A 15,142-nucleotide genomic window follows, 5' to 3' on the forward strand; every position below is an offset into this window, starting at 1 on the left:
TGACGGGGCTCAAGCCTCGAAACAATGCTTTACCACTGGATACGTCCAGGCCAGGCACCGCCAAAGCTGATCCGCCTAGGATGCCAGGGCACAGACGGCAAGAGATAAGAGATCCAGTGATGTCTGGCTGGGGCGTTCTGGCGAAATCAGCCCTGTCGCCGCAGCGCCGCCGTCAGCGCCGACGGCGAGCGGTAGCCGCAGCGCTGCGCCACCTGCTGCACCTGCAGCCCCTGGGCGCGCAGTTGGCGGGCGGCGGCCAGGCGGCGTTCGCGCACATAGGCCATCGGGGCCAGGCCGGTCTCGGCCAGGCAGCGCGCGGCGAACTGCGAAGGGCTCAGGCACGCTTGCGCCGCCAGGTCGGCCACGCCCAGCGGTTCGGCCAGATGGGCGTCGATCCAGGCGTCCAGCCGGCCCCAGTCGATGGGGCGCCGCGTGCCGCGCGGCAAGGTGATCTCGCCGGGCAGGGTGGACAGCAGCAGGGCGGCGGCCGGGCCCTGCAGGTCGGCCAGATCGTGGCGGCTGGCCAGGAAACGCAGCAGGTGCAGGGCCGAGCCGTCGGCATCCAGCACACGGCCGGCCAGGGCCGCGAGCACGGGGCTGGCGGTGTCGTCGGTATCGAGCACGAAACAGGTGCTGCCGCCGACCGACCAGAAATCATGACGATCCCCGGGGGCGATGACGGCCAGGCGGCCGGCAGTCATCCGCGTGCCACGGCCTTCGATCTCCAGTTCCAGGGCGCCTTGCCAGCCCCACAGGAGCTGGAAGTGATCGTGGGCATGGCTGCCCTTGGATTCGCCATAGCGGCGCCGGCTGAGGCGGGCGACCGCGTCCATGCTCACACGGCGTGGATCACGCCCGCTTCGTGCGCCTGCTGGTCGGCGTGGTAGCTCGAGCGCACCAGCGCGCCCACGGCGGCATGGGTGAAGCCCATCTCGTAGGCCTTCTCCTCGAACATCTTGAAGACGTCGGGGTGCACGTAGCGTCGCACCGGCAGGTGGTGGCTGCTGGGCGCGAGATACTGGCCGATGGTGAGCATGTCGATGTCGTGCTCGCGCATGTCGCGCATCACCTGCAGGATTTCCTCGTCGGTCTCGCCCAGGCCCACCATCAGGCCGCTCTTGGTCGGCACGTGGGGGGCGAAGGCCTTGAAGCGCTTGAGCAGGTTCAGGCTGTACTGGTAGTCGGAGCCCGGACGGGCTTCCTTGTACAGGCGCGGCACCGTCTCGAGGTTGTGGTTCATCACGTCGGGCGGCGCGGCCTTGAGGATCTCGAGCGCACGGTCCATGCGGCCGCGGAAATCGGGCGTGAGGATCTCGATTTTGGTCTCGGGCGACAGCTCGCGCGTGCGGCGGATGCAGTCCACGAAGTGGGCTGCGCCGCCGTCGCGCAGGTCGTCGCGATCGACGCTGGTGATCACCACGTACTTGAGCTTGAGCGCAGCAATCGTCTTGGCCAGATTGAGCGGCTCGTCGGCGTCCAGCGGGTCGGGGCGGCCGTGGCCCACGTCGCAGAAGGGGCAGCGGCGGGTGCACTTGTCGCCCATGATCATGAAGGTGGCCGTGCCCTTGCCGAAGCATTCGCCGATGTTGGGGCAGGAGGCTTCCTCGCACACCGTGTGCAGCTTGTGCTCGCGCAGGATCTGCTTGATCTCGTAGAAGCGCGTGCTGGGCGAGCCGGCCTTCACGCGGATCCAGTCCGGCTTCTTGAGGGTTTCCGCCGGCACGATCTTGATGGGGATGCGCGCGGTCTTGGCCTGGGCCTTCTGCTTGGCCGTGGCGTCATAGGCACCGCTGGGCTGGGCCTCGTGGACGACGTTCGGGGTGGACATGCGCGGATGCTCCATCTCAGCCGGCAGGCTGGGGGTCAGGGACTCAGGTGGGCCTGCAGGCGCTCGCCCAGGCGGGCGGCCACCGTGTCCCAGTCGGTGGAAACGCCAAGTGTAGCCAAGTCGATGCTGCGCAGGCCGGCGTAGCCGCAAGGGTTGATGCCCTCATAGGGGCTCAGATCCATCGCCACGTTCAGGGCCACGCCATGGTAGGTGCGGTGCTGGCTGACCTTGATGCCCAGGGCAGCGATCTTGCCCAGGCCGGCGAAGGGGTCGGGTCGGTCGGGGGGCAGCCGCGCGTGGCCGAAGGGGTCGGCCAGGTTCACATAGATGCCCGGGGCTCCTGCGACGCGGTGGCCGGTCACGCCCAAGCCCTCCAGTGTCTGGATCACCGCCTGCTCGAGCCGGTGCACGTATTCTTTGACATAGATGCCCAGCCGGCGCAGGTCCACGAGGGGGTAAGCGACCACTTGTCCCGGGCCATGATAGGTCACCTGGCCGCCGCGGTTGGTGGGCACGACCGGGATGTCCCCTGGGGCGAGCAGGTGCTCGGCCTTGCCGGCCAGGCCCAGGGTGTAGACCGGCGGATGCTCGCACAGCCACAACTCGTCGGGGCTGTCGGGGGTGCGGGCTTCGGTGTAGGCCTGCATGGCCTGGACGGTGGGCGCATACTCGACTCGCCCGAGCCAACGGATCTCCATACCCGCCAGTCTAGCGGGGGAGGGAAAGCTCCAGGGCGATCCGTGGGGCCCGGCGAAACTCGGCACGGCTGGCGCCACTCCAACCGCGAGGCCGCCTCGCCGAGGTGGACTTCGGGAGTATGCCCATGCGAACCTGGCGACGTTGGATGCGCGGACGAGTACAGGGCCTGGCGGCCGCCGTGGGCATGGGCCTGCTGGGCGGCGCCTGGGCGCAGCCGGCCTTGCCACCGGGTGGGGTCTTCGTCACACCTGAGACCCTGCAGCGTTACCTGCAGGAGCGGCGCGACATCGACCAGGCGCTGGCCGAGCATCAGGCGGGCCGCTGGACGCAGGCCGAGCGCCTTTTCACCACTCTGGCCGATCGGGGCAGCCCGGTGGGCCGCTACAACCTGGCGATGATGCACGTGCGGCGCGAGGCCACCCGGCCCGACATGAACAAAGCGCTCGAACTGCTCGAGGCCTCGGCCGCCCAGGGCTTCGTGCGCTCCGAGCATGCTCTGGGCGAGATCTACGAGCGCGGCCTGACCGGCCGGCCCGACCATGTGCGCTCGGTGCAGTGGTACCTGAAGGCCGCCGAGCATGGCCATGTGGATGCCCAGGTGGCCGCCGGCACGGCCTACTACCTGGGCCGTGGCGTGCCCCAGGACCTGGCCCTGGCAGCCCAGTGGTACCGGCGCGCCGCGCTGCAAGGCGAGATGGCGGCGCAGTACCTGCTGGCGTCGATGTACGAGAAGGGCCTGGGCGTGCCCAGGGACGCACGCCTGGCGCGCTACTGGTACGAAGCCGCGGCCGCCAACGGCGACGAGATCGCGCCCTACAAGGTCCAGGAGATGGACGAGCTGCTGCGGGGGCGGGCGCTGTGAGGCCCGCTACAGCACCACTTTCACCATGGGATGTGAGGTCAGCGCCCGGTACAGGCCATCGAGCTGTTCGCGGCTGGTGGCCGTCACCGTGAGGGTCAGGCCGAGGTAGTTGGCGCTGCGGCTGGGGCGCATCTCGACCGTCGCGGGATCGAAACCCGGGTCGAACTGCAGCGCCACCTCGACGATCGCAGCGGCGAACCCGTCAACGTTGGGCCCCATCACCTTGATGGGGAAGGCGCTGGGATATTCGATCAAGGAGCGGTCGGGGGTCATATCGACTGCTCCGCCTTGGCGCGCTGGTAGGCCTCGTACAGGCGGGCGTAGACGGGGCCGGGTTTGCCTTTCCCAGCCCCATGGCCCACCGGCTCACCATCCAGGCGGGTGACCGGCAACACTTCCTTGGTGGCCGAGGACAGCATGATCTCGTCGGCGGCAAACACCTCGGCCTCGCTGATGGGGCGCAGGTTGAAGCCGATGCCCAGCTCCTCGCACAGCTCGGCGATCAGGCCGTAGCGGATGCCCTCCAGCACATGCTCGCTCTTGGGTGGGCCCAGCACCGCGCCCTCGTGCACGATCCAGACGTTGCTGGCCGAGGCCTCGGTGAGGTGGCCGTCCCGGAACATGATGGTCTCGGCGGCGCCCTGGTCGGCCGACATCTGACGCGCCAGCACGTTGCCCAGCAGCGAGATCGACTTGATGTCGCCCCGTTCCCAGCGGAAGTCGCGCGCGGTGGTGCAGGCCACGCCGGAGTGACGCTGCTCGGGCGTGGCCGGTTTCATCGTGCTGACCATCATGAAGACCGTGGGCGTGATGTCGGGGGGCATCACATGGTCGCGCAGCGCCACGCCGCGGGTGAGCTGCAGGTAGACGAGCTGGTCCTGGGCGCCTTCCTGCTCGGCGTGGGCCGCGATGAGCTTGCGCATGCGCTCCAGCCACTCCATGCGCGAGTGCGGATTGGGGATGCGCAGCTTGGCCAGCGAGCGCTCCAGGCGGGCCATGTGTTCCTCGAAGCGGAACAGGCGCTGCCCGTACGCCGGCACCACCTCGTAGCAGCCGTCGCCGAAGATGAAGCCGCGGTCCAGGACCGACACCTTGGCGTCGCACAGGCGCAGGTACTCGCCATTCAGGTAGCACAGGGTGTCGGGCAAGGCTTGCATGGTCGGGTCCTTCGGTTCGGTACGGCAGGGGATGTCGAGCTTACTGGATCCACAGGCGGATGGCATCCCAGGCGCGGCCCAGGAGGCCGGCTTCGGGCACGGCCTCCTGCACCACCAGCGGGGTCTCGGCGATCACGGTGTCGCCCAGCAGCACCTTGATGCGGCCCACGGCCTGGCCCTGCTGGAGCGGGGCCACCAGCGGGTCCACGCGCTCGATCTTGGTGGTGACCTTGTCGCCCGCGCCGCGCGGCACCGTCACGAACAACGGGCCTGCGGCCCCCAGCCGGGCCTTGGCCGCCTTGCCTTTCCACACCTGGGGCTCGACCACCGGTTGGCCGCCCTCGAACAGGCGCAGCGTGTCGAAGGCCTGGAAGCCCCAGTTGAGCAGGCGCTGGCTTTCGTTGGCGCGTGCCTCCATCGAGGTGGTGTTGAGCACCACGCTGAGCAGTCGGCGTTTGCCGTTGGGGAAGTCGCGCTGCGCCGAGGCGATCAGGCAGTAGCCCGCGGACTCGGTGTAGCCGGTCTTGAGGCCGTCCACGCTGGGGTCGCGGCGCAACAGCAGGTTGCGGTTGGGCTGGGTGATGTTGTTGAAGCGGAACTCGCGGATCGAGTACATCGGGTAGTACTCGGGGAAGTCGGTGATCAGCCGCGAGGCCAGCACCGACAGGTCGCGCGCGGTGCTGTGGTGCCCGGGCTCGGTCATGCCGGTCACGTTGGCGAAGCGGGTGTTCTTCAGGCCCATGCGCTGGGCCTCGCGGTTCATCAGCTCCACGAAGGCCTCGACGCTGCCGGCCACGCCCTCGGCCAGGGCCACCGAGGCGTCGTTGCCCGACTGCACGATCATGCCCTTGAGCAGGTCTTCCACCTTCACGCGCATGCGCGGTTCGATGAACATCACCGAGGCGCCGCCCTTGCGCTCGTTCCAGGCCCGCACCGACACCGGCAGGTCCTGCTCCAGCGACAGGCGCTTGTCGCGCAGGGCGCCGAAGACCACGTAGGCGGTCATCAGCTTGGTCAGCGAGGCCGGGTCCGAGGGGGCATCGGGCTCGCGCGAGGCGAGCACCTGGTTGCTGTTCATGTCCAGCAGCACGTAGGACTTGGCAGCCACCTCCGGGGGCGGCAGGGGCTGGGCGGAAGACAGGGGAGTCCACGCCAGCGAGGCGGCGGTCAGCAAGAAGGCAAGCAGTCGTTTCATCGATGCGGGTTCGGTTGAGGTGCAGCAGGCCCGGGTGCGGCGGTGCTTCGCACCGTCTCAGGCCAGGGCGCGCAGCACCAGGGTCTTCAGCAGCGGCAGCTGCCCATGGAAAAAGTGGCCCACGCCGGGCACCACCACGACCGGCAGGCTTTGCGGGCGGGCCCAGTCCAGCGTGGACTGCAGCGGCACCACGTCGTCGTGTTCACCGTGGATCACGACCGCGTGGGCCGGCACGGGCGCCACCTCGAAGTTGCCGGTGGCCGGACCCACCAGCACCAGGTGGGCCACGTCGTCTCCCAGCCGCTGGGCGGCGTGCGAGGCGACATAGGCCCCGAAAGAGAACCCGGCCAGGGCCAAAGGTTCCCCGCCCTGGCGCCAATGCGTGATCACGGCCATCATGTCGTCGATCTCGCCGCGCCCGGCATCCCAGGCCCCTTGCGAGCGCCCCACGCCGCGGAAGTTGAAGCGCACCACGCGCCAGCCGCGCTGCACGAAGGCCCGGGCCAGGGTCTGCACCACCTTGTTGTCCAGGGTGCCGCCATGCAGCGGGTGCGGGTGGGCCACGACGGCCAGGCCGAGGGGCTGGCCCGCCGGCGCGTCGAGGGCACATTCGAGATCGCCGGCCGGACCGGCGATCAGGCGCTTCTCGGTCTGGGCGTTCATCGGCCGACGTGGGGCGCGAGCAGCAGCCGTTCGACGACCTCGCCGTGCCGCAGGTGGCGCTCGACGATCTCGTCGATGTCGGTGTGGTCCACGTAGGTGTACCAGGTGGCTTCGGGATAGACGACCGCCACCGGGCCGCCGGCGCAGCGGTCCAGGCAGCCCGCCCGGTTCACGCGCACGCGGCCCGGCCCGGCCAAGCCGGCGGCCTTGACGCGGGACTTGCAATGGTTGAAGGCCGCCTCGGCCCCCTGATTCGCACAACAGGCCTCGCCGTTGTCGCGCTGGTTCAGGCAGAAGAAGATGTGGCGCTCGTAATAGCTCATCGGGGGATTTTAAGGCGCGCGCTCCCGCGAGGCCGTGCGAGCGATCAGGTAGACCAGCACCGCGTACGGCCACAGCCAGCCCACCCACTGGGCCAGACCGTGGAAGCGGATGAAGCGGCCTTGCTCCCAGGCCGCCAGGCTCTGGGCATAGTAGGGATCGGCCGGCGCGTCGTTGACGAAGCCGGCCAGCGCCGTGATGGCCACCAGCCCCAGCGCGGCGGCCGCGCGCGGGGGCACCGGGGCCAGCACGACGGCGGCGACCACGCCCACCGTCAGCCCTAGCGGAGTGGCCGGCGTGATCCAGGCCAGCGCATGCTGCGGACCGTAGCTCAGGGCCGTGGACAAGGTGGTGGCGGCAAAGCCCAGGACCGCCGCCCCGGCCACCAGCGCCAGGCGTGGCCAGCGCGGCGGGCTGATCGAGAAGGCCAGCAGGCAGGGTGCCAGCACGCCCAGCGCTACCACCACCAGCTCGGTGACCGCCGGCAGCCGCGAAACGGCCCCGGCCACTGGGGCCTGGACCCAGCCCTCCAGCACCGTGCCCTGCAGGGCGCGCGCGATCAGGTCGTCCACCCGGTCGGCCACCTGGCCCACACCCAGCGGCGCCGGGGTGGGGAAAAGCAGGGCCGCCGGCCACAGCAGCAGCAGGGTCAGCCCGCCGGCGCTGCGCTCGATGAACCAGCGCTCGCGCAGCCACTGCCAGCGTCCCAGCAGGCCCACGGCCTGCAGCGCCAGCATGGCCAGCGCGCCGGCCGCGGTGCCCAGCACGTTGAGGGCCCAGTCCAGGTTGGACGGTACGCGGGCCGGCAGGAAGTTCTGCAAGGTCTCCATCGCGCCCGACAGCAGCGCCCCGCTGCCCAGGGCGAAGGCGAAGGCGTGCGCGCGCGGCCGTTCGCTGCGCAGCGCCGCACCGGCCACCAGGATCCCCAGGGGCATGTAGCCCAGCAGGTTGGACACCAGGTCGAAGCCCGTCCACCAGCGCGGCCAGGGCTCGAGCACGAAGGCCCACAGCGGCAGGTGGGGCGCGACCCAGCCCCGGAAGGGGTACAGGCTCGCATAGACGATGAGCGCGGCGTACAGCAGTGCCAGCGGCACCAGCGAGCTGCGATGGCGGGACACTGGCGCCCCGCTCAGAAGGGCTTGAACACCACCAGCAGCACGACCGCCAGCAGCACGACCACCGGCACCTCGTTGAACCAGCGGTACCACACGTGGGAGCGGGGCGTGGCCTGCAACTGCTCGAAGTCGCGCAGCAGGCGACGGCAGCCGTGGTGGTAGCCCACCAGTCCGAGGACGAGCACGAGCTTGGCATGCATCCAGCCACTGCCCGGGCCGCGCCCGATGCCATAGCCCAGCCACAGCCACAGGCCAAACCCCAAGGCCGGGATCATCAGCAGCGACATGAAGCGGTAGAGCTTGCGCGCCATCAGCAGCAGGCGTTCGCGCTCGGCATGGCTGTCGGGGCTCACCATCGCCAGGTTCACGAAGATGCGAGGCAGGTAGAACAAGCCGGCGAACCAGCCGACCACGAAGACGATGTGCAGGGATTTGACCAGGGCGTAGAGCATGCGCGGCATGATAGCCACCGCCCAAAAGAAAGAGCCCCAGTCGGGGACTGGGGCTTCAAAGCCTTAACGCTGTCATCACGGTAAGGCACCTGCTCAGGGAGGAAAGCAGGGAATGACCGCCTTGCGACGTATCATTCAGATGTGAGCTTATCACAGATCCGTGGCAGGCTGGAGGGCCCCAGTGATCCACTCGGGCATGGAAAACACCAGCTTTTCACGCTTTCGAACGTTTGTTACAGGATCCTGCTTTGGTTTTCCCCGCTTCCTTCCCGGCGGCCCGTCCCCGCCGTCTGCGCCGCGACGACGCCACCCGCCGTTTGGTGCGTGAGCATGCCCTGCGTGCCGACGACCTGATCCTTCCGGTGTTCGTGCTCGACGGCCAGGGGCAGACCCAGGAGGTGGCTTCGATGCCGGGCGTGCAGCGCCTGAGCCTGGACCGCCTGCTGCCGCTGGCCGAGCGCTGCCTTGCCCTGGGCGTGCCGGCGATGGCGATCTTCCCGGTGATCGATCCGGCCCTGAAAACGCCGGACGGCCGCGAGGCCCTGAACCCCGAGGGCCTGGTGCCGCGCGTGGTGCACGAGCTCAAACGCCGCTTCCCGGAACTGGCCCTGATGACCGACGTCGCGCTCGACCCCTTCACGAGCCACGGCCAGGACGGGCTGCTCGATGACACCGGCTACATCCTGAACGACGAGACGGTCGAGGTTCTGGTCAAGCAGGCCCTGGTGCAGGCGCAGGCCGGCGTGGATATCGTGGCCCCCTCGGACATGATGGACGGGCGCATCGGCGCGATCCGCCAGGCGCTGGAGGCGCGCGGGCTCATCCACACCCGCATCATGGCCTATAGCGCCAAGTACGCCTCGGCCTTCTATGGCCCCTTCCGCGACGCGGTGGGCTCGGCAGCCCACCTGGGCAAGAGCCACAAGAAGGTCTACCAGATGGATCCGGCCAACAGCGACGAGGCCTTGCGCGAGGTGGCGCTGGACATCGCCGAAGGCGCCGACATGGTGATGGTCAAACCCGGCCTGCCCTACCTGGATATCGTGCGCCGCGTGAAGGACGAGTTCCGCATGCCCACGTTCGCCTACCAGGTCAGCGGCGAGTACGCGATGCTCAAGGCGGCCGCGGCCAACGGCTGGCTCGACCACGATGCCGTGATGATGGAGTCGCTGCTGGCCTTCAAGCGCGCCGGCGCGGATGGGGTGCTGAGCTACTTCGCGCTGGACGCGGCGGCGCGGCTCAAAGCCTGATGCGTGTCTTCCACGTCCGCCCAGACGGCTTCGACGAATGGCCGGCCCTGCCGGCCGCGCTGCCCGACGCCGGCTACCTCTGGGTGGGGGTGACGCGCAGCGAGTTCGAGACGGACATCGCCCGCCTGCAGGCCTGCCTGCAGGCCTGGACCGGCGGGCCGCTGGTGGACCTGCACGTCTCGGACCTGCTCAACCCGCAACTGCCCTCCCACTTCGAGGACACGCCCTGGTACGACGTGCTGGTGTTCCGGCGTCTGGCCGCCGGCCCCGGCACGAGTGCGCTCTTCCTCGACGAGGCCGGTGGAGACCTCCGCGGCGCCCGCCGTGCCCTGGAGGCCATCGACACCAGCCCGGTGGGCTTTGCGGTCTTCGACCGGGTGCTGCTGACGGTGCACCCGGCCGACTGCCTGGTGCGCGAGCACTTTGCGCAGCGCTACACCCAGATTGCCCAGGGCCAGGCCGATCCCCGCACCGAAGGGCGGCCGGTGGCGGTGCGGCTGCCCACCAGCCCGGCCGACCAGATGCTGCGCATGGTCAACCACATCGTCGACGGCTACCTGGAGCTGCGGCGGCTGCTTACGCGCCAGTTCGGCGTGCTGCAGCAGGCGCTGTTCAACCCGCGCTCGAGATTCCGAAGCTGGCAGTTGCTGCTCGATTCGCGCAACACCCTGCATCTGCTGGAAGACATCTGCGAGGACCAGCGCAACGCGATCCAGGAGTGGATCGACGCCCTGCAGGAATGGCCCCCCGAGACCACGCCCCAGGCGCAGCGCGAGCGCGAGCTGCTGCGCCTGCGCTCACGCGACGTGCTCGAGCACATCGAACGGGTGCTGGGTCACGTGCGCCGGCTGGAGTCCTCGGCCGAGACGGCGGTGCAGATGCACTTCTCAGCGCAGAGCAACCGCACCAACGACATCATGCGCACGCTCACCGTGCTGACAGCCATCTTCCTGCCGCTGAACCTGATCACCGGCATCTTCGGCATGAACTTCGACACCCTGCCGCTGATCCACGAGGCCACCGGGGTGTGGATCACGCTGGGCCTGATGGCCGCGCTCGGCCTGGGGCTGGGACTGTTCTTCTGGCGCAAGCGCTACCTCGGCACCAGGGACTGACCGCGGCTCAGGGGCGCGAGCGCAGTGTGTCCAGTGCCAGGCAAAGGTCGTCCCAGGCCTTGGCCTTGTCGGGCAGGTTGCGCAACAAGTACGCGGGATGGTAGGTGACGATGAGCGGCACGCCTTCGTAGTCGTGCACCCGCCCGCGCAGCCGGCCGATGGGCTCGGTGGTGCGCAGCAGCGACTGCACCGCAAAGCGCCCCATGGCCAGGATGATGCGCGGCTTCACCAAGGCCACCTGTCGCTTCAGGAAGGGCTCGCACTGCGCGACTTCCTGGGGCTCGGGGTTGCGGTTGCCCGGCGGGCGGCATTTGAGCACGTTGCAGATGAAGACCTGCCGTTCGGGCGGCGCGGCCTCGCGTGTCAGGCCGATGGAGCGCAACATGCTGTCGAGCAAGCGGCCGGCCTGGCCGACGAAGGGCTCGCCATGGCGGTCTTCGTTCTCGCCCGGGGCTTCGCCGACGATCATCCAGTGCGCCTGCTCATGACCCACACCGAACACGGTGTTGCGGCGGCTCTCGCACAGCGCACAGGCTCGGCAGCCGGCCACCGCTTCGCGCAGCGCCGGCCAATCCATCTGCTCGATGCCGCCGAGGCGCGCGCCGCGCGGCGTCAGGGCCACCGGCGACGCAGCGACGATGCGGTCCGGCTCCACGCCCGCGACGACCGATCCGTCGGCCGCGGCGGCCGGGGGGGCGCCCAGGGCGACGCCTGCATGGCGCGGCACCCAGGCGGTCAGGCCCATCTCGCGCAGCACCGCCAGGCGACGATCGTCCAGGTTCACGGGGCCGTCCTCACAGGGGCAGGCTCATGACCAGCGCGTCCTCGCGCAGCCCACGCGCGGCCGGGTAGTAGCCGCGGCGCAGGCCCACCTCGGCAAAACCGTAGCGCTCGTACAGACGCCGGGCTCGCTGATTGCTCGGTCGCACCTCCAGCCACAGTTGCGCGGCGCCTTCGCCGCGCGCCATCTCGCACAGGCGGTCGAGCATCCACACGGCGTGTCCTCGCCCCTGCTGGGACGGGGACACGGTGAGGTTGAGCAGGTGCATCTCCTCGACCCCGCGCATGGCCAGGAAGTAGCCGATCATGGGGCCGTTCCCCTCGCGCAGCCAGCAGGCCACATGCCCTGCGGCCAGGGAGTCGATGAAGTTGCCGCGTGTCCAGGGAAACTCATAGGCCTGCACCTCAATGGCCAGCAGCGCATCGAGATCCTCGACGCGCAGGGGCTCCAGGCGCCGGCCAGCAGGGTGCAGCAGGGCGTTCATGTCAGGGCCGAGCGGACAGCGTCGCGTTCGGCGGTGGTCTGGGCCACCTTGTCGCGCACGTACAGGGGCAAGGCCAAGGCGGCGTCGACCGCCTCGCCACGCTGCCAGGCCGCCAGCGCCAGCGCCAGCAGGGCGTGTGCGCTGGGGGCGGCTTCGGGATGGACAGGCCGCGAGCCCGTGTCCAGCCGCGCGCCGAGCGCGGCCAGCGCCGAGCCGGCCAGCGCGGCTTGCGGGTCGGCGCGCAGCAGCGTGTTGAAGGCCTCGGGCTCATGCAGGGCCGGCGCGGACCGGGTGTGCCAACGGTCGCCGTCGTGCCGATAGCGGGCGGCATACAGCTGGCCCATGCGCGCATCCTGGGCCGCCCAGACCTCGGTATGCCCGTGGGTGCGGTGGACGTCCTCGGCCACCACGAGCAGGGTGTCCACCGGGATCACCGGACAGCCGGCACCGAGCGCCAAGCCCTGCGCCACCGAGCAGGCGGTGCGCAGGCCGGTGAAGGCGCCCGGGCCGCGACCGAAGGCGATGGCATCGAGGTCCCGCGGGGCGAGGCCGGCCTCGTCCAGCAGCCGGCGCACGGTCGGCAACAGTGTGGCCGAGGTGTGGGCGCTGCCCGGGCCGGTGAAGACGCGCACCTGGCCGCTGCAGCGCAGGCCCAGGTGCATGGTCTCGGTGGCGGTCTCGATCGCCAGCAGGCGGGGGTCTCGCGCAGGAAAGGACATGCCCACAGTGTAGCGGCCGGGATAATCGGGGGATGCCTTGCCCTGCCTTGTCTTCGATGCTGCGCCGTGCCCTGCCCCGGGCCGGCGCCTGGACCCTTGCTGCGATCGTCCTGGGGCTCGTGCTGGCGCGCGGGCCGGCGCAGGCCCAGACCGCGCCACCGGCTCTGCCGGCGCCGGTGGAGGCGGCGCTGGCGCAGGCGCAGGTGCCGCGCGAGGCCCTGGCCGTCGAGGTGGTGCCGGTCGGCGGTGGCCGGCCGCGCCTGAGCCACCAGGCCCAAGTGCCGATGAACCCGGCTTCGCTGATGAAGCTCGTCACCACCTACGCCGCGCTGGATCTGCTGGGGCCGGCCTACACCTGGTCCACGCCGGTCTATGTCGAGGGCTCGGTGGCCGACGGGGTGTTGCAAGGCACGCTGTACCTGCAGGGGCAAGGCGACCCGAAGCTGGTGGTCGAGCGACTGTGGCTGCTGCTGCGGCGCGTCCAGCAGCTGGGCATCCGCGAGATCCGGGGGGACATCGTGCTCGACGGCTCGGCCTTTGAAGTGCCGCCGGGCGATCCCGGAGCCTTCGATGAAGAGCCCTGGCGTCCGTACAACGTCCTGCCCGACGCGCTGCTGATCAACTACAAGTCCTTCGTGCTGGGCTTCGTGCCCGATCCGGCCCGCGCGCGGGCCTGGGTCACGGTGGAGCCGCCGCTGCACGGCTTTGCGGTCGACCCCTGGGTGCCGCTGGACTTCACCGCCGCCTGCGCCGATTGGAGGGGCCTGCTCAAGGCCGAGCTGGGCGATCCCGCCCGGCTGCGCTTTCGCGGCGCCTACCCGGCACGCTGCGGCGAGAACCAGTGGGCCATCGCCCATGCCGACCCGCGCGGCTACAACGCCCAGGCCGTGCTGGGGCTGTGGCGCAGTCTGGGCGGGCAGTTGTCGGGCACGGTGCGTGAGGGGCGGGTGCCCGAGGGCCTCCAGCCCTTGGTGGCCGCCACTTCGCCGGCCCTGGCCGAGGTGGTGCGCGACATCAACAAGTTCAGCAACAACGTGATGGCCCGCCAGCTCTTTCTGACCCTAGGGCGCGAGCGCCGCGGTGTGGGCAACCTGGCGTCGTCGCGTGCGGCGGTCGAGGACTGGCTGCGCAGCCGCCACGGCGAGCTCGATGCCTCGCTGGTGCTGGACAACGGCGCCGGGCTGTCGCGGCAGGCCCGCGCGAGCGCGGCTTTCTTCACCCGGCTGCTGCAGTCGGCCTGGGCCGACCCGGTGATGCCCGAGCTGATGGCCTCGCTGCCGGTGACGGGGCGCGACGGCACCCTGCGGCGCGCCCGAGCCGGGCCGGGCCGCGCACATTTGAAGACCGGCTCGCTGCGCGACGTGGCCGGCCTGGCCGGCTACGTGCTGGGTGACAGTGGGCAGCGCTATAGCTTCGTGGCCCTCGTCAACCACCCGCGCGCATCGGCAGCGCGTCCGGCCTTGGAGGCCCTGGTCGAGTGGGCCGTGCGTGATCTCGAACCCGTGTCCGCCCGTCAGTAGGGGTGCCGCTCGGCCCGCCGCCAGGCGAGGTCGCCGATCAGGCGATTCATCTGGGGGCTGAAGTAGAGGTCGTCGGCGTAGACGAAGCGGTAGTCGTTGAGACTCTCCCGGTACTCGCCATCCACGGTGGACAACGTGCAATCGAGCGCCGGCTGGACGGTGCAGGCCGGTGAGGTCTCGTTGCGAAAGCGCGTCCCGGTGTTGCTGTCGTCGTCGGTGGCCAGGCGCACCAGGTTGTTCACCTGGGCGTAGGCCGCCTTGCGGCTGTTGCTGCCGAAGCTGTTGTAGAAGCCGGAGTTGAAGGCATCGGTCAAGGCCTTGAGCAGGCGTTGGCCGGCCACACTCTGGGCCAATCCGCGCGGGGTCTTGCCCTGGTTGACCACGTCGATGGCCAGCACGCGCGCATCGCGGTCGGTGATCTGCTGCACCAGCCGGCCAAGGTCGGCACCGCGGTCGCAGGCCTCGCGCAGGGTGGATGGCAGGTTGGACCGGCTGCACAGGCCCTCGTTCTCGTAGTTTGGGGGCACGACGTTCGGATCCTGCGCGTACAGTGCCCACACATCCTGGGTGCCGGCTTGCAGCAGCACCATGTCCCCGGGGCCCAGGTTGGGCAGTTGGGCCTCCACCTGCGCGCGCACGTCGGCCAGCGTCCAGGTCTCGTCGGCGAAGAGCTGGGCTACACGGTTGCCGGTGAGGTTGCTGGGGTTGCAGGCCGCGAAGGCAAAACCGTAGTTCTCGGCGACGATTTGGTTCCAGTGACGGTAGCGCCGGCAGTCGGCCGGATCGTTGACGGTGTACTTGCGCCCGTCGCTGGCCATCGCGCTGTGGCCATCGCCGAAGGCATACACCCGGTCGGGCTGGAAGGGGTCGAAGACGTCGCCGCCGCAGCCGGCCAGCGCGACCACGGTGGCCAAGGCGGCCAGCGGCTTGCAGCGCCACCGGGCGCCGAGGGACAACAGGGACATGCACACTCCAGGAAGC

The 15,142-nt window shown here is 70.0% G+C and carries 18 protein-coding genes; 4 read left to right on the forward strand and 14 right to left on the reverse strand.

Annotated elements, in window-relative coordinates; translation table 11 throughout:
* Window positions 1-146: 146 nt before the first annotated feature.
* From ACK4ZD_RS01660 to lipB, 3 genes are read right to left on the reverse strand one after another with little or no spacing between them, the layout of a single operon-like run.
* Window positions 147-833, reverse strand: a complete 687-nt coding sequence (locus ACK4ZD_RS01660) for a helix-turn-helix domain-containing protein (protein ID WP_409657853.1) — start codon at window positions 831-833, stop codon at window positions 147-149.
* A gap of 2 nt (window positions 834-835) precedes the next feature.
* Window positions 836-1,828 (reverse strand): lipoyl synthase, encoded by a 993-nt coding sequence (gene lipA / locus ACK4ZD_RS01665; protein WP_409657856.1) that lies wholly within the window; start codon window positions 1,826-1,828, stop codon window positions 836-838.
* Window positions 1,829-1,863: 35 nt separating this feature from the next.
* Window positions 1,864-2,526 carry a lipoyl(octanoyl) transferase LipB gene (lipB, locus tag ACK4ZD_RS01670; protein WP_409657859.1) on the reverse strand — a complete coding sequence of 221 codons (663 nt, stop codon included), beginning with the start codon at window positions 2,524-2,526 and terminating at the stop codon, window positions 1,864-1,866.
* Window positions 2,527-2,651: 125 nt separating this feature from the next.
* Between lipB and ACK4ZD_RS01675 the strand changes: the two genes are divergently transcribed.
* On the forward strand, window positions 2,652-3,389 hold the full coding sequence (locus ACK4ZD_RS01675; protein ID WP_409657862.1) for a tetratricopeptide repeat protein: 738 nt from the start codon (window positions 2,652-2,654) through the stop codon (window positions 3,387-3,389).
* 6 nt (window positions 3,390-3,395) lie between these two features.
* On the opposite strand, the gene ACK4ZD_RS01680 is transcribed toward ACK4ZD_RS01675, so the two are convergent.
* The 7 genes from ACK4ZD_RS01680 to ACK4ZD_RS01710 are packed head-to-tail and all read right to left on the reverse strand — an operon-like array spanning window position 3,396 to window position 8,292.
* A complete protein-coding gene (locus tag ACK4ZD_RS01680; protein WP_409657865.1) occupies window positions 3,396-3,662 on the reverse strand; it encodes a DUF493 family protein in 267 nt (88 codons plus the stop codon).
* Complete coding sequence (locus ACK4ZD_RS01685; RefSeq protein ID WP_409657868.1) at window positions 3,659-4,546, reverse strand: D-amino acid aminotransferase; 888 nt, start codon at window positions 4,544-4,546, stop codon at window positions 3,659-3,661. The genes ACK4ZD_RS01680 and ACK4ZD_RS01685 overlap by 4 nt, the downstream gene beginning before the upstream one ends.
* 40 nt (window positions 4,547-4,586) lie before the next feature.
* The gene (locus ACK4ZD_RS01690) at window positions 4,587-5,741 is read right to left on the reverse strand and encodes a D-alanyl-D-alanine carboxypeptidase family protein (RefSeq protein WP_409657871.1); all 1,155 of its coding nucleotides are present in this window, start codon (window positions 5,739-5,741) and stop codon (window positions 4,587-4,589) included.
* 57 nt (window positions 5,742-5,798) lie between these two features.
* Window positions 5,799-6,404 (reverse strand): alpha/beta hydrolase, encoded by a 606-nt coding sequence (locus ACK4ZD_RS01695; RefSeq protein ID WP_409657874.1) that lies wholly within the window; start codon window positions 6,402-6,404, stop codon window positions 5,799-5,801.
* Window positions 6,401-6,727 carry a (2Fe-2S) ferredoxin domain-containing protein gene (locus tag ACK4ZD_RS01700; protein WP_409657877.1) on the reverse strand — a complete coding sequence of 109 codons (327 nt, stop codon included), beginning with the start codon at window positions 6,725-6,727 and terminating at the stop codon, window positions 6,401-6,403. Before ACK4ZD_RS01700 ends, ACK4ZD_RS01695 begins: the two co-directional genes overlap by 4 nt.
* A 9-nt stretch (window positions 6,728-6,736) precedes the next feature.
* Window positions 6,737-7,843 carry a VanZ family protein gene (locus tag ACK4ZD_RS01705; RefSeq protein WP_409657880.1) on the reverse strand — a complete coding sequence of 369 codons (1,107 nt, stop codon included), beginning with the start codon at window positions 7,841-7,843 and terminating at the stop codon, window positions 6,737-6,739.
* A gap of 11 nt (window positions 7,844-7,854) precedes the next feature.
* Complete coding sequence (locus ACK4ZD_RS01710) at window positions 7,855-8,292, reverse strand: CopD family protein (RefSeq protein WP_409657883.1); 438 nt, start codon at window positions 8,290-8,292, stop codon at window positions 7,855-7,857.
* A gap of 248 nt (window positions 8,293-8,540) precedes the next feature.
* On the opposite strand from ACK4ZD_RS01710, the gene hemB reads away from it, so the two are divergent.
* Complete coding sequence (hemB, locus tag ACK4ZD_RS01715; RefSeq protein ID WP_409657886.1) at window positions 8,541-9,542, forward strand: porphobilinogen synthase; 1,002 nt, start codon at window positions 8,541-8,543, stop codon at window positions 9,540-9,542.
* Window positions 9,542-10,657 (forward strand): magnesium transporter CorA family protein, encoded by a 1,116-nt coding sequence (locus ACK4ZD_RS01720; protein WP_409657888.1) that lies wholly within the window; start codon window positions 9,542-9,544, stop codon window positions 10,655-10,657. The genes hemB and ACK4ZD_RS01720 overlap by 1 nt, the downstream gene beginning before the upstream one ends.
* 7 nt (window positions 10,658-10,664) lie before the next feature.
* Here ACK4ZD_RS01720 and ACK4ZD_RS01725 read toward each other — a convergent pair whose 3' ends face one another.
* Genes ACK4ZD_RS01725 through tsaB form a run of 3 tightly spaced genes read right to left on the reverse strand, consistent with a single transcriptional unit; the run spans window position 10,665 to window position 12,641 of the window.
* Window positions 10,665-11,402, reverse strand: a complete 738-nt coding sequence (locus ACK4ZD_RS01725) for a uracil-DNA glycosylase family protein (RefSeq protein ID WP_409658180.1) — start codon at window positions 11,400-11,402, stop codon at window positions 10,665-10,667.
* Between the two features lie 49 nt (window positions 11,403-11,451).
* Complete coding sequence (gene rimI, locus ACK4ZD_RS01730; RefSeq protein WP_409657891.1) at window positions 11,452-11,922, reverse strand: ribosomal protein S18-alanine N-acetyltransferase; 471 nt, start codon at window positions 11,920-11,922, stop codon at window positions 11,452-11,454.
* Window positions 11,919-12,641, reverse strand: a complete 723-nt coding sequence (tsaB, locus tag ACK4ZD_RS01735) for a tRNA (adenosine(37)-N6)-threonylcarbamoyltransferase complex dimerization subunit type 1 TsaB (protein WP_409657895.1) — start codon at window positions 12,639-12,641, stop codon at window positions 11,919-11,921. The genes rimI and tsaB overlap by 4 nt, the downstream gene beginning before the upstream one ends.
* Before the next feature lie 32 nt (window positions 12,642-12,673).
* On the opposite strand from tsaB, the gene dacB reads away from it, so the two are divergent.
* Window positions 12,674-14,161 carry a D-alanyl-D-alanine carboxypeptidase/D-alanyl-D-alanine-endopeptidase gene (dacB, locus tag ACK4ZD_RS01740; protein WP_409657898.1) on the forward strand — a complete coding sequence of 496 codons (1,488 nt, stop codon included), beginning with the start codon at window positions 12,674-12,676 and terminating at the stop codon, window positions 14,159-14,161.
* Here the strand turns inward: dacB and ACK4ZD_RS01745 are convergent.
* The gene (locus tag ACK4ZD_RS01745; protein WP_409657901.1) at window positions 14,155-15,126 is read right to left on the reverse strand and encodes a hypothetical protein; all 972 of its coding nucleotides are present in this window, start codon (window positions 15,124-15,126) and stop codon (window positions 14,155-14,157) included. The two genes, dacB and ACK4ZD_RS01745, sit on opposite strands and share 7 nt — an antisense overlap.
* Window positions 15,127-15,142 lie beyond the last annotated feature (16 nt).

It is taken from the genome of Caldimonas sp. (assembly GCF_046291045.1).
In the GTDB taxonomy this organism is placed as follows: Bacteria; Pseudomonadota; Gammaproteobacteria; order Burkholderiales; family Burkholderiaceae_C; genus Caldimonas.

Excerpts from the sequence above, each read along its gene's own strand:
- ACK4ZD_RS01695 (WP_409657874.1), bottom strand. The coding sequence starts at position 6,404 with ATGAACGCCCAGACCGAGAAGCGCCTGATCGCCGGTCCGGCCGGCGAT.
- rimI (WP_409657891.1), bottom strand. The coding sequence starts at position 11,922 with ATGAACGCCCTGCTGCACCCTGCTGGCCGGCGCCTGGAGCCCCTGCGC.
- ACK4ZD_RS01710 (WP_409657883.1), bottom strand. The coding sequence starts at position 8,292 with ATGCTCTACGCCCTGGTCAAATCCCTGCACATCGTCTTCGTGGTCGGC.
- dacB (WP_409657898.1), top strand. The coding sequence starts at position 12,674 with ATGCCTTGCCCTGCCTTGTCTTCGATGCTGCGCCGTGCCCTGCCCCGG.
- ACK4ZD_RS01660 (WP_409657853.1), bottom strand. The coding sequence starts at position 833 with ATGGACGCGGTCGCCCGCCTCAGCCGGCGCCGCTATGGCGAATCCAAG.
- ACK4ZD_RS01690 (WP_409657871.1), bottom strand. The coding sequence starts at position 5,741 with ATGAAACGACTGCTTGCCTTCTTGCTGACCGCCGCCTCGCTGGCGTGG.
- ACK4ZD_RS01685 (WP_409657868.1), bottom strand. The coding sequence starts at position 4,546 with ATGCAAGCCTTGCCCGACACCCTGTGCTACCTGAATGGCGAGTACCTG.
- tsaB (WP_409657895.1), bottom strand. The coding sequence starts at position 12,641 with ATGTCCTTTCCTGCGCGAGACCCCCGCCTGCTGGCGATCGAGACCGCC.
- lipA (WP_409657856.1), bottom strand. The coding sequence starts at position 1,828 with ATGTCCACCCCGAACGTCGTCCACGAGGCCCAGCCCAGCGGTGCCTAT.
- ACK4ZD_RS01700 (WP_409657877.1), bottom strand. The coding sequence starts at position 6,727 with ATGAGCTATTACGAGCGCCACATCTTCTTCTGCCTGAACCAGCGCGAC.
- ACK4ZD_RS01745 (WP_409657901.1), bottom strand. The coding sequence starts at position 15,126 with ATGTCCCTGTTGTCCCTCGGCGCCCGGTGGCGCTGCAAGCCGCTGGCC.
- lipB (WP_409657859.1), bottom strand. The coding sequence starts at position 2,526 with ATGGAGATCCGTTGGCTCGGGCGAGTCGAGTATGCGCCCACCGTCCAG.
- ACK4ZD_RS01725 (WP_409658180.1), bottom strand. The coding sequence starts at position 11,402 with ATGGGCCTGACCGCCTGGGTGCCGCGCCATGCAGGCGTCGCCCTGGGC.
- ACK4ZD_RS01675 (WP_409657862.1), top strand. The coding sequence starts at position 2,652 with ATGCGAACCTGGCGACGTTGGATGCGCGGACGAGTACAGGGCCTGGCG.
- ACK4ZD_RS01680 (WP_409657865.1), bottom strand. The coding sequence starts at position 3,662 with ATGACCCCCGACCGCTCCTTGATCGAATATCCCAGCGCCTTCCCCATC.
- ACK4ZD_RS01720 (WP_409657888.1), top strand. The coding sequence starts at position 9,542 with ATGCGTGTCTTCCACGTCCGCCCAGACGGCTTCGACGAATGGCCGGCC.